Source organism: Phaeobacter sp. CAU 1743, assembly GCF_039839315.1.
GTDB classification, from domain to species: domain Bacteria; phylum Pseudomonadota; class Alphaproteobacteria; order Rhodobacterales; family Rhodobacteraceae; genus Phycobacter; species Phycobacter gallaeciensis_A.
Window position 1 is genome coordinate 1 of the sequence record NZ_JBDOQR010000059.1, and the last position, 12,048, is coordinate 12,048.

Sequence of the window (12,048 nt, forward strand, 5' to 3'; positions counted from 1 at the left end):
AAGGATTGGGAAAAATCCATCGCCAGCGCGGCAGCTTGGGTCACAATCGCACACATCCGCCGCGTCACGCGGATGCTCGCAAGACAATGAATTCACTCGAAAAGTTTTGAATCAGACTCTGAGGCTCTATTACGCGCAATTCGAAGAGCTGGAGACCTTTGCCCGCTTTGGCACCCAGATCGATGCCGAGACACGGCAGCGGCTGGACCGGGGGCTGCGGGTGCGGGAAATCCTGAAGCAGCGTGAACATCACCTGCTTGAGGTGGCGGACCAGATCGCGGCGCTGCTGGCCGCGACCGAAGGGTTGTTCGATGCCATTCCTGCTGACAGGGTCAGCGATGCGGGACTGCATGCGGCTCGGGCCGCCCGCCGGACCTGTCCCGAGATCTGCGATGCCATCGAGGGCGGCGCGCCGCTGGACCCGGCGCAGCGGGCGGCCCTGATCACGGCGATGCAGGCGGCGCTGACCGGGTTCTATCCCGACGATTCGCATTCGCCGCGGCGCGAAGGAGTGGGTGATGCAGACGCTTGAGGCGCTTTCGGCGCGGATGCACACCACCGCCGAGATCCATTCCATCGTACGCACCATGAAAAGCCTCTCTTCGGTCAGTATCCGACAGTACGAACGCGCCGCTGCGGCGATGCTGCAGTATGAACGCACGGTGGATCTGGGGTTGCAGGCTGTGCTGCGTGATCAGTCTCTGCAGCCGCAAGTGGGGTCACCCGCAGAGGTGGCGCCGGGATCAGCGCTGATCGTCATCGGCTCTGACCGGGGGCTGTGCGGGCGGTTCAACGACCGGATTGGTGGTCGCGCGGTCGCGCGGCTCTTGGAGGAGAGCGATTGCCGCCTCTGCGTGCTGGGCCAGCGGGTGGCAGCGCATATGGAGGCAGAAGGGCATATGCCCGATGCGCTGTTTGCGCTGCCCGGATCGGCCGCCGGTCTGACGGCCACGGTGCATGCGGTTGCGGTGGAAATCGACCGTTGGACCGAAGCGGGCGTCGGGACAGTCTCACTTTTGTTCAACCGCCGCGCCGGGGCTTCATTGGCGGTGCCGACCGAGTGGCCGCTGCTGCCGGTGCCGCGCGGGGATCTCGATGCGCTGGCCCGCAAACCCTGGCCATCGCGCAGCCTGCCGACCTACCGCATGGCGCCGACCAAGCTGTTCTCCTGGCTGATCGGGCAACGGATCTTTGTGCAGATCTATCGCGCGCTTGCCGAATCCCTGGCCAGCGAACACGCCGCGCGTCTGGCTGCCATGCGCCGGGCAGAGGGCAATATCAGCGACCACCGCGAAGAGCTGATGGATGCCTATCGCCAGAAACGGCAGGAGGAAATTACCCGCGAGCTGCTGGATATCATTTCAGGCTTCGAAGCGGTGGATCAGGGGGATCCAGCCTGACAGCCCTGTGTCGGCGCGGCGGACTGGGTACAGGCGCCGTTACGGGCGTTGCAGCTGGTCTTTCGGCATCATCATATGCACGCCTTTTTCGCGGTTCACCGTCTGGGTGATGCGCAGATCCGCAGCGAGACTGCAGAGCATATAGGCGTCTTCCCGGCTGATCCCCAATCGCGCCTCGGCCACGGCAATCATGTCCCGCAGGGCCATTTCGGCGCAGACATCCAGATCGGGATGCATGCCCATGGTGATGTGATGCGACGGCGTTTCTGCTTGTGGGTAGTCCAGCGACAGGTCCCTGCGCAGGGTCAGGCGGAAATGCCCGCGCAGCGCCGTTTCGATGGCGGTGACGCAGACCTCGCCATCGCCCTGCGCGGCATGACCGTCGCCACAGGAAAACAGCGCCCCCGGCGCCAGAACCGGCAGGTACAGCGTGGTGCCCGCGACCAGTTCCTTGTTGTCGATATTGCCGCCATGGCGACGTGGCTCGATGGTGGAGATCCGCCCCCACTCGGGCGGCGGCGCCACCCCCATAACCCCAAAGAACGGCGCCAGCGGCAGATCGGTACCCCAGGGCAGGCGGGCCAGTTGCCGATCGGCGTCCAGCGGCAGGATGGTGCGTTGGCGTTTGGGAAAGTCCAGCGGCAGGGTCCCGGCCAGCGGCCGGATCATGTTGTAGCCCCAGTCCTGCCGTAGCGAGATGTCGAGGATTTCGACCTGCAGCACATCACCCGGCTGGGCGCCATGCACCTCGACCGGGCCGGTCAGGATATGGCCCGGCATGCCCGGCAGACCGGCGGCGTGAATTTCCAGCAATTCCGGCGGCACGTGAAAACCATCTCCGGGCAACATGTCGGGGCCACCCGAGACGGTGTCGATGATGACCTCTTCGCCGCTGTCGATGGACAGGGCAGGCGGATGGGCCGCGTCGAAAAAGCCCCAGTGGCAGCTCTGCACCGATGCGGGAAGGGTGGATGTCATGATGCGTCTCCTGCCGGTTCCGTTGTGATCTGTGCGCCGCTGTTACTTGCCGGTGTCTATGTCGAACAGCTCGGTCTCCCAGCTGTCGTCGCCGGGGTCCATTTCGCTCCGCAGCGCGTCAAAGCGGGTGGTCAGATGTTCGCGCATGGCTGTGCGGGCCACATCGCTGTCGCCGGTGGCAATCGCTTCGATGATGGTCACGTGCTCGCAATGCGACACCTCCAGCGACGGCCCGCTTCGGGCGCGGGCGCGGATGCGGATCCATTCCGGGTTCTCGCGGATCCGGTCGAGCAGGGCAAAGGAAGTGAGCAAGGGCCGGTTGCGCGCGCATTGGGCGATTAGCCGGTGAAAGGCGCCATCCCAAAGCTCGATTGCCTCGGGACCGTTGGATTCAAACTGCCGCTGGGCCAGACGGCGCAGGCGCATCAGCTCATCCGGCTGCATCCGTTTTGCACACAGCGCAGCAAGCTCCGGCTCGATACACAGGCGCGCTTCCATCACTTGTAGCGCGTTGGTCTCCCCGGCGATCTTGGCCGCGAGGTCGCCGGTCGGATCGGCGGGTTGTCCGGCAAAGGTGCCCTTGCCCTGTTTGCGCCAGACCAGCCCCTGTTCTTCCAGACTGTCGAGCGCCAGACGCACCGCCCTGCGGCTGACGTCGAACTGTTCCGACAGAACCCGTTCGGTGGGCAGTTTTCCGTCCGCGGCGAGGCTGCCCGATTTGATCAGGGCCAGAACCTTTTGTTTGATCGGCTCGATGGATGAGCTGCGGGAGTGTGATGACATGACAGACTTTTTCTCAGACAGGGTCTGCATATTGAAGCAAAAAATGGCGCAAAGGGTAAAAACAACAGCGCCCGGGGCATACCGGGCGCTGTTTGATCAATAATCGACGGCCTGCGATTTGCTGGGGCGTCCTTCTGCGATGCGGCGGGCCTCTGCCGCGGCGATATCGGCGTCGATGCCTTCGCGGGTGGGCAGGCCAGAGAACCGCTCGGCCGTGGGCATGCCCTTGGAGAAATGCACATAGCGTTCTTGCGCGACCTCCCAGAGGCGGGCCAGCTCACCCAGGGGGTCCGCGTGGTCATCGGCCCGGATGTCGAGCCAGGCATGCTCTTGTCCGCGATGGATCACCAGTCCGGCGGCCTGACGGCCCCGTTTGTCGCCACCTGCGGCCTCCCCGGCTTGCATGGCCACGATCAGACGCTCGGCAAAGGGCAGATCCGCGTTGTCCTTGTAGGCCGCCGAGGTTGCCTCGATCACCTCGGGGCCGGTCAGCATATTGCCCGCCACCGAATGATCCTCGGCCAAGAGGTGCCCGGCCCAGTCGACGCAATCGGCGCCGGTATGGGCGACAAAGCGACCTTCGGCATCCATCATATGGGCCTGGCGGATCGCCTGCCCCTGATCGCTAAGGGCGAAATCGGCGAGCACCGCCTGGGCGCTTTCACCGGCGGCCATGCGCCTGCGTCCCTCGGTGCCCCAGACCGGATTGCAGAAGGCCTGCGACGCCACGGCGACAGTCGGCCCGACAAAGGGCACCACCGCGCCGCAGGCGAAGAACCGGGAGGCGACGATCACAGCGATCGCGCCATCCTCGGGGTTCTTGGCAATCAGCGACCAGGTCATCGGCCGACCGCATAGGCCTGCATCAGGCGCGGGGTCGCCGCCGCGCGCAGCATGCCGTCCGGCTCGCGCAGGGCAGCGGTCAGGCGACCGACGGTCCAGGGATCCGCCACCACGACGTTGTGACCCCGGGCGCGCAGATCGGCGATCACCGCCTCGCCAAAGTTGGGCTCGACCATCATTTCGGCGGTGCGCACTTCGCGTGGGAAGAAGGATCCCTGGAAGTGCATGGAATGGAACAGCGGCGCATCCATGCATTGCTGCAGTTCCATGCCGAAATGCACGAAACGCAGGAACCAGATCAGCTGCCACTGGTCCTGCTGGTCACCGCCGGGGGTGCCAAAGACCATCTGCACACCGTCTTTTTCCGCATAGCTGGGGGTCAGGGTGGTGCGGGGGCGGCGGCCCGGCGCCAGCGAGGTCGGCAGACCGTCCTCCAGCCAGAACATCTGGGCGCGGGAGTTGAGCGGGAAGCCGAGGCCCGGAATGACCGGGGAGCTTTGCAGCCAGCCGCCCGAAGGTGTCGCGGCGACCATGTTGCCCCAGCGGTCGATCACGTCGAGATGCACGGTATCGCCGCGCTTTTCGGTGAGGTGCGACATGGTCGGTTCCTGCGCCGCCACCTGGCCGACGTTGAAGTCCCGCGCCGCGCGCGCGACATAGGCGTCGGCGAGATGTTCGAAGCCCGGCACCCGCCCCGGGCGCTGCTCGGTCGAGGCCTTGTCGGTGATCAGCTTGCGACGCTCGGCGTTGTATTCCTCGCTGAGGAGGTACTCCATCGGGATCTCGGACTGGGCGGGGTCGCCGTAATAGGCCTCGCGGTCGGCATAGGCGAGCTTCATCGCTTCGGTCACGGTGTGCACGAACTCGGCGCCGAAGGGATCCATCGCGCCAAGGTCAAAGCCTTTGAGGATGGCAAGGCCCTGCAGCAGCACCGGTCCCTGGCTCCAGGCGTGGGTCTTGTGCACCGTCCAGCCTTCGTATTCGTAAGACAGGGTGTCCTCATAGGTGGCACGCCAGTCCTTCAGGTCCTCGGGCGCCAGCACCGCGCTGTGTTTCTCGTCCGAGACATCCATCACATGGGCGTCTTTCAGATAGTCAAAGATCGCCTCGGCCACGAACCCTTCGCGCCATTCGGCGCGGGCGGCGTCGATCTGGGCGGCTCGGTCCTCACCTGCGGCTTCGCCTGCTTCGGCCAGACGTTCATAGGTGCGCGCCATATCTGGATTCTTGAACAGGGCGTTGGGTTTCGGCGCTTCGCCACCCGGGGCCCAGACAGCAGCCGAGGTCGGCCATTCGGTTTCAAAGAATTCCTGCAGACCGGCAATGGTATTGGCCACACGCGGCAGCACCGGATGGCCATCGCGAGCATAGCCGATCACCGGTTCCAGCACCTCGCGCAGCGACATGGTGCCGTGATCGCGCAGCATCATCATCCAGCCGTCAAAGGCGCCGGGAACGACGGTAGCAAGCAGGCCCGAGCCTGGGATCAGGGTCAGCCCCTGTTCGGTGTAGGCTTCGATGGTCGCCGCCTTTGGCGCCACGCCCTGTGCACAGACCACCTTGGTTTCGCCGGTTTCCGCCTTGTGGAAGATCGCAGGCATATCGCCGGCCGGACCGTTCAGATGTGGTTCGACCACCTGCAGGACCAGCGCGGTTGCGACGGCGGCGTCAAATGCGTTGCCGCCCTTTTCCAGAATGCTCATGCCGACGGTCGAGGCAATCCAATGGGTCGAGGTTGCGACCCCGAAGGTGCCCCGGATTTCGGGCCGTGTTGTAAAATCGGACATCTATGTCTCCGTTTGGTCTAGTGCTCGCGGGGGTCCAGCGCATCGCGCAGACCATCGCCAAGAAGGTTGAAGCCCAGCACCACGAGAAAAATCGAGATGCCCGGCCACATGGCCATCCAGGGGGCTTGATTGAGGAAATTTTTCGCTGTGTTCAGCATCGACCCCCAGCTGGGCGCGGGCGCCTGCTGGCCAAGGCCGAGGAAGGACAGAGAGGCCTCGGCGATGATCGCCGTGGCAATGGTCAGGGTTGCCTGCACCAGGATCGGCGGCAGCACGTTTGGCAGGATATAGCGGCGCAGGATCTTGGGCGTCGGCAGGCCGATGGCCAGGGCGCTGTCCACGTAGTCTTCGGAGCGCACGGTCAGCACCTGCCCGCGGGTCAGGCGGATGAAGATCGGCGTGGCCGAGATCCCGATGGCGATCATCGCATTGGTCAGCGACGGACCGAGAAAGGCCGCCAGCGCAATCGCCAGGATCAGGAAGGGAGCCGCCAGCAGGGCTTCGGTGCAGCGCGAGATCACCGCATCGGTCCAGCCGCCGAAATAGCCGGCCAGAATGCCGAGTGGCACGCCAAGGGCGAGGGCAATCCCGACCGAGACCACACCGGCCAGAAGCGAGGCCTGCGCCCCCCAGATCAGGCGGGACAGCACATCGCGGCCAATCTCATCCGTGCCCATCCAATGGGCGGCCGAGGGCGCCTTGCGCACGGCGCCCCAGTCGGTGGCGGCGGGATCGGGGATCGGCAGCACGGGCGCCAAGAGGGCGATCGCCACGAAGAAGGCCACCAGAATGCCGCCGAACAGGGCGCTGCGGTGAGAGCGGAACTTCTTCCAGACGCGGTTCTTGCCGTCGCTGATCGCATCCTGCTCGGGGGTGAAGGGGGCTGTTGCTTCGGTCATCTTATTGCCCTCTCAGCCGTGGATTGAGGATGAAATACAGCGCATCGGCCAGAAGGTTCATAAAGATAAAGCCAACCGCGGTCACCAGAACGATACCCTGCACCACCGCATAGTCGCGGTTGAACACCGCATCGACGACCATCTTGCCAAAGCCGGGAATGGTGAAGATCTGCTCGGTCAGGACGGCGCCAGCCACCAGTTCGCCGAACAGCAGCGCGGTCAGGGTCACAATCGGGGTCAGCGCGTTGCGGAAGGCGTGTTTCAGGACCACGCGGCGTTCGGTCAGCCCCTTGGCGCGGGCGGTGCGGACGTAATCGGCGCTGAGCACGCCCAGCATGGCCGAGCGGGTGTGCCGCATCATCGTGGCGGCAAGGGCGGTGCCCAGCACGAAGGCGGGCATCAGCATGGTGCGGATCGACTGGGCGAAATCCTCGGACAGGGGCACATAGCCCGATGCCGGCAGCAGTTGCCATTTCACCGACACCAGCAGGATCAGCATGATGCCAAGCCAGAAGTTGGGGATCGACAGGCCCGAGAGGGCTACCACATTGGCGAGATAATCGGTCAGCGTGCCCTTGCGGTAGGCCGACAGGATGCCTGCAGGCACGCCGATCGTCAGGGCAAAGATCATCGACATCGCCGCCAGTTGCAGCGTCACCGGCAGTTTCTGCATCATCAGCTCGGTGACCGGCTGGTTGGTGCGCAGCGAAATCCCGAGGTCTCCCTGCAGGGCATTGGTGATCCATGTGAAATACTGCACGATGATGGGATCGTTCAGGCGGTATTTCTCGCGCAGCAGTTCCAGCACCTCGGGGTCGCGCTCTTCTCCGGCCAGCACCAGAAGCGGATCCCCCGGCAGCAGCTTTTGCAGGGCGAAGACAAAGATCGAGATCAGTATGATCGTGGGCACCGCGATCAGGATGCGGCGCATGAGGAACAGGAACATCGGGCAGACCTGACGGATTGGCTGCGACCCCGCAGGGCCAGAAGATCTGCGCCGCCCGCGCGCGGGGCGGGGCGGCGCAGGGTGGGTATCACTCGTTCCAGGTGACGCCTTCGAGGCGGATCATCCCGTCCGGATAAGCGGTGAAGCCTTCCAGATTGGTGTTATGCGCCCAGATCCAGGTCTGATGGTAGAGGTAGACAATCGGCGATTCCTCGACCAGCACGTCGCGCGCGGCATCATAGGACGCCTTGCGGGCCTCGGTGCTGGCGGCAACGCGGGCCGCGTTCAGCGTCTCATCCACGGCAGGGTTCGAGTATTTGCTGTCGTTGAGGCCACCGTTCGTGGTCATGAACTGGTGGATGTTGCCATCGGGATCGACCCGGCCGGACCAGCCGATCTGGCTGGCGGTGTAGTCACCGGCGGATTGATCGGCCAGCAGGGTGGCGAACTCTTTCGAGACGATCTTCACGTCGATGCCTGCTTCGGCGGCCATGGCCTGAACCACCTGCATCAGCTGCAGCGGAACGGTGGTGTTAGGGACCTGAACTTCCAGCTCCAGACCATCGGGATACCCGGCTTCGGCCAGCAGTTCCTTGGCCTTGGCCACATCGCGGCCCGGAACCGGGTAGTCGGCGTCATACCAGGGCGAGGTCGGCGGATAGGGCTGGTTGCCAGCGGCAAAAGCGCCTTCAAAGACCACCTGGTTGATCGCGTTGCGGTCGATGGCATAGCTGAACGCCTGACGCAGGCGCGCGTCGTTGCCCCAGGGGTTGTCGCCTTTTTCACCGTTGTTGAGGTTGAAGGTGATGCCCTGATAGCCCAGCGAAACCGCGTCGGCGACAGCGATATTCGCATCTGCATTGGCCTGTGCCAGGTCGGTGGCGGCCAGACGCTCCAGCATGTCGATATCACCCGACTGCAGGTTGGCCAGACGCACGGTGGTGTCCGGGATCGGCAGGAAGGTCACGCTGTCAAAGGCGATCTTATCGGCGTTCCAGTAGTCCGGGAACCGCTTCAGGACGATCTTGTCCTGGGCGACACGCTCTTCAAAGCTGAACGGGCCGGAGCAGACCGGGTTGAGGCCGAAATCCACGCCCGCTGCTGCGGCGGCGGTGGGCGACATCATCATGCCGGCACGGTCGGCCAGCTGCGCCAGAAGCGTGGCATCGGGGCCTTTGAGGTTCAGCTTGATCTCATACTCGCCGGTCACTTCGGTCGAGGTGATGGAGGACAGCTCGGACTTGCGGCGCGATTCATCGAGGGTTTTGGAACGTTCGATATTCGCGGCCACGGCCTCGGCGTTGAAGGGGGTGCCGTCGTGGAACACCACGCCTTCGCGCAGCTGCATGGTGACGGTCATGCCATCCTCGGACACCTGCCATGCGGTGGCCAGCTGCGGGATGATTTCCAGATCCGGGGTGATGTCGACCAGCTTGTCGCAGAGCGAGGCATAGACAATGCGGCCCACGAAGGTGCGCGACTGATCGGGGTCCAGCACGTCGGCGTCCGATTGCAGGCCGATGCGCAGATCCTTGGCGCTGGCGCCGGTGGTCATCATCCCCAATGCGGTGGCGCCGAGAAGGGCAGCCATCAGGGTGGGTTTCAAGTGTTTCATCGTCTTGGTCCTCTCTGTCGGGTCTTGCTTTTGGTTACGGTTGGTTCTGGGGGTGTTCTGATGGGATTATTCCGGCGTCAGCGGGGTGACCTTGGCGCCTTCGATGGCGGCGCGGTACAGGGCAAACCGTTCTTCGGCAGCGGCGGAATGGGGGGCCTGCTGCGGCGCACCGGCCGGAGCGTCGATCTCCTGCCAGTGGTGGCAGGCCACCTGATGTGATGCGCCCTCAACAGTCGAAAGATCCGGCACCGTGGTTTTGCAATCCGGCCGCGCAAAGGGGCAGCGGGTGTGAAACCGGCAGCCGGGCGGCGGTGCAGCGGGGCTGGGCATCTCGCCAGTCAGCGTCGTGATGCGGTCCTCGCCCTCGGCGCGGGGCGCCGGGATCGAGGCCAGCAGGGCCTGGGTGTAGGGATGGCGCGGGGCACTGAAGACCTCTTCGGCGGTGCCCATTTCCACGATCCGGCCCAGATACATGACGGCGACACGGTCGCTCATGTGGCGGATCACGCCCAGATCATGGGCGATGACGACCAGCGTCACCCCGAGTTCGCGGCTGAGATCACCCAGAAGGTTGATCACCTGCGCCTGAACCGAAACATCCAGCGCCGAGACCGGCTCATCCCCGATGACCAGTTTCGGCCCGGTGATCAGGGCGCGGGCAATACCGATCCGCTGTCGCTGCCCGCCGGAGAATTCATGCGGATAGCGGCCCGCGTGTTCTGCGGGCAGGCCGACCTTCTGCATGATGTCGGCCACCTTGGCGCGGCGTTCGGCGGCGCTCAGCTCGGGGGCGTGGACCTCCAGCGGTTCGGCAATCAGCTTGCCCACGGTCATGCGCGGGTTGAGCGAGGAAAACGGATCCTGAAAGATGAACTGCATATCGCGGCGCAGCCGGGTCAGATCCGGTCCGGCGGCATGGCTGATATCCTTGCCGTCAAAGACGACCTCCCCCGACGTGGGCTCCAGCAGTCGCATCAGCAACCGCGCGAGGGTGGATTTGCCGCAACCGGATTCGCCGACGATGGCAAAGGTCTCGCCGCGCTTCACCTCAAGCGAGATCCCGTCGACCGCCTGCACCACCGGGGATTTTTTCAGAAAGCCGCCGCCGCCGAAATGTTTGGTCAGCGCGTCGGTGCGGAGAATCATGTCCTTGCTGCTCATGCCTGCACCGCCACATGGGTTTCCAGAGGGGCGAAATGGCAAGCGACGCTGTGATCGTCTGCAAGCGTTCTGAGATCGGGCCGCGTGCTGCAGGCGGCAGCGGCAAAGGCGCAGCGCGAGCGGAACCGGCAGCCTTCGGGCATGTTGCGGATCGCCGGAACCGAACCCGGCACCGTGGCCAGACGTTCGCCGGGGCGATCAAGGCGCGGCATCGCGCTCATCAGGCCGATGGTATAGGGATGCTGGGGATTGGCGAAAATTTCCTTGGTGGAGCCCTGTTCGACCACTTCCCCGCCGTACATGACGGCAACGCTATCGGCCACTTCGCCAACGACCCCCAGATCATGGGTGATCATGATGGTGCCCATGCCGGTGTCGCGACGCAGATCGCAGATCAGATCAAGGATCTGCGCCTGGATGGTCACATCCAGCGCGGTGGTGGGTTCATCGGCGATCAGCAGCTGCGGATCATTGGCCAGCGCCATGGCGATCATCACCCGCTGGCGCATACCACCGGACAATTGGTACGGATATTCGCCAAGCCGTTGGCGTGGCGCGGGAATGCCGACCTTCTCTAGCATCTGATGGGCGCGTTCCATTGCCTCGGCCCGGGTACCACCCTGATGCTGCAGCACGGTTTCTGCGATCTGGTCGCCAACCGTGAAGGACGGGTTGAGCGAGGTCATCGGTTCCTGAAAGATCATCGCGATCTGATTACCACGTTGATCGGCGGGCAGGTTTTCCTTACGCAGATCGTAGGATTTCCCAAGGAAATCGAGATTTCCGGACAGAACTTCTGAAGATCCTTTGGGCAATAGCCCCATGATCGACATTGCGGTTACGCTTTTGCCGCAACCCGATTCGCCGACGATACACAGGATTTCACCGGGGGAGACTTTCAGGCTCATACCGTTGACGGTGGCCTTCTCCTGGCCACGAAACCGCAGTGTAAAGTCTTCGAGGCGCAGAATATCCGCCGGTCCTGCATCTGTCTGAATCTGCCCTGTTGGCATATGCGGCCTCCCCGGCCTTTGGATTGGTCTGGATCATTTGTACCAATTTACTATTGGTTCAAATAAGTCGGCTGTCAACGCCCGCATTGCCCTGTTGTTTGGGGGGTGGAAAAATTTGCCGAAAAATTGGGCAGAGCTGTTTGGGGGATTCCCGCGCTCCTGCCGACTTCGGCTATCGGGCAGCCGGATTGCGGCAGATGGTGTGCGTGAGAAGCACCAGTGTGCATGGCGCGATTCGGATGGGAGGCATCAGAACCGCCTCAGAGCGGGCACGCCGCGCCGGTTCGGTTACCTTGGTGGCCGCGTATTCCGGAAATGATCTAAGGGAATCTGTTTGAAATACGCCATCCGGGAGGCGGCGCTGGGTTCTATCCACTGTGACGAGGCTGGTGGTCGAACATGCAGCCAATCGGCAGCCAAACGGCCTATCGTGGCACCAGCCCGCACGAATAAGCCCCTGAAAGGCGCTGCAATTTTGGAGGAAGTGGTGAGCCGTGCAGGATTCGAACCTGCGACCCACTGATTAAAAGTCAGTTGCTCTACCAACTGAGCTAACGGCCCACTTCTTCTTGCTGTCTAAGCGAAATACTCCCGAAGGATCAAGCGCTTAATTCGCGTCGGTG

General features: G+C 63.7%; 11 protein-coding genes, 1 tRNA gene and 1 pseudogene. 3 read left to right on the forward strand and 10 right to left on the reverse strand.

Annotation, left to right across the window (positions count from 1 at the left end; all coding sequences use genetic code 11):
- From AAFO90_RS18905 to AAFO90_RS18915, 3 genes and pseudogenes are all read left to right on the forward strand, one after another.
- Positions 1–90 (forward strand): annotated as a pseudogene (locus AAFO90_RS18905) (IS5/IS1182 family transposase); the annotation flags it as partial.
- 16 nt (positions 91–106) lie between these two features.
- On the forward strand, positions 107–532 hold the full coding sequence (locus AAFO90_RS18910; protein ID WP_347510381.1) for a hypothetical protein: 426 nt from the start codon (positions 107–109) through the stop codon (positions 530–532).
- Entirely contained in the window at positions 519–1,400 is an 882-nt protein-coding gene (locus AAFO90_RS18915) for a F0F1 ATP synthase subunit gamma (RefSeq protein ID WP_347510382.1), read from the forward strand. Before AAFO90_RS18910 ends, AAFO90_RS18915 begins: the two co-directional genes overlap by 14 nt.
- A gap of 39 nt (positions 1,401–1,439) precedes the next feature.
- On the opposite strand, the gene AAFO90_RS18920 is transcribed toward AAFO90_RS18915, so the two are convergent.
- The 10 genes from AAFO90_RS18920 to AAFO90_RS18965 all read right to left on the reverse strand — a co-directional run bounded on the left by AAFO90_RS18920 (position 1,440) and on the right by AAFO90_RS18965 (position 11,986).
- Positions 1,440–2,378, reverse strand: coding sequence for an acetamidase/formamidase family protein (locus AAFO90_RS18920; protein ID WP_347510383.1), 939 nt, complete (start codon positions 2,376–2,378; stop codon positions 1,440–1,442).
- Between the two features lie 42 nt (positions 2,379–2,420).
- The gene (locus AAFO90_RS18925) at positions 2,421–3,161 is read right to left on the reverse strand and encodes a FadR/GntR family transcriptional regulator (protein ID WP_065273639.1); all 741 of its coding nucleotides are present in this window, start codon (positions 3,159–3,161) and stop codon (positions 2,421–2,423) included.
- A 96-nt stretch (positions 3,162–3,257) separates the two neighbouring features.
- Entirely contained in the window at positions 3,258–4,004 is a 747-nt protein-coding gene (locus AAFO90_RS18930) for a DUF1028 domain-containing protein (RefSeq protein ID WP_347510384.1), read from the reverse strand.
- Entirely contained in the window at positions 4,001–5,791 is a 1,791-nt protein-coding gene (locus tag AAFO90_RS18935) for a gamma-glutamyltransferase family protein (RefSeq protein WP_347510385.1), read from the reverse strand. The genes AAFO90_RS18930 and AAFO90_RS18935 overlap by 4 nt, the downstream gene beginning before the upstream one ends.
- Before the next feature lie 17 nt (positions 5,792–5,808).
- Positions 5,809–6,690, reverse strand: coding sequence for an ABC transporter permease (locus AAFO90_RS18940; RefSeq protein WP_065271934.1), 882 nt, complete (start codon positions 6,688–6,690; stop codon positions 5,809–5,811).
- Position 6,691: 1 nt separating this feature from the next.
- The gene (locus AAFO90_RS18945; protein WP_065271933.1) at positions 6,692–7,636 is read right to left on the reverse strand and encodes an ABC transporter permease; all 945 of its coding nucleotides are present in this window, start codon (positions 7,634–7,636) and stop codon (positions 6,692–6,694) included.
- Positions 7,637–7,724: 88 nt separating this feature from the next.
- Positions 7,725–9,251: an ABC transporter substrate-binding protein gene (locus AAFO90_RS18950; RefSeq protein WP_347510386.1), complete on the reverse strand. Its 1,527-nt coding sequence runs from the start codon at positions 9,249–9,251 to the stop codon at positions 7,725–7,727.
- 66 nt (positions 9,252–9,317) lie between these two features.
- Positions 9,318–10,397 (reverse strand): dipeptide ABC transporter ATP-binding protein, encoded by a 1,080-nt coding sequence (locus tag AAFO90_RS18955; RefSeq protein WP_347510387.1) that lies wholly within the window; start codon positions 10,395–10,397, stop codon positions 9,318–9,320.
- 11 nt (positions 10,398–10,408) lie between these two features.
- Positions 10,409–11,425, reverse strand: a complete 1,017-nt coding sequence (locus tag AAFO90_RS18960; RefSeq protein WP_347510388.1) for an ABC transporter ATP-binding protein — start codon at positions 11,423–11,425, stop codon at positions 10,409–10,411.
- A gap of 485 nt (positions 11,426–11,910) precedes the next feature.
- Positions 11,911–11,986: transfer RNA gene (locus AAFO90_RS18965), tRNA-Lys, on the reverse strand.
- Between the last annotated feature and the right edge of the window lie 62 nt (positions 11,987–12,048).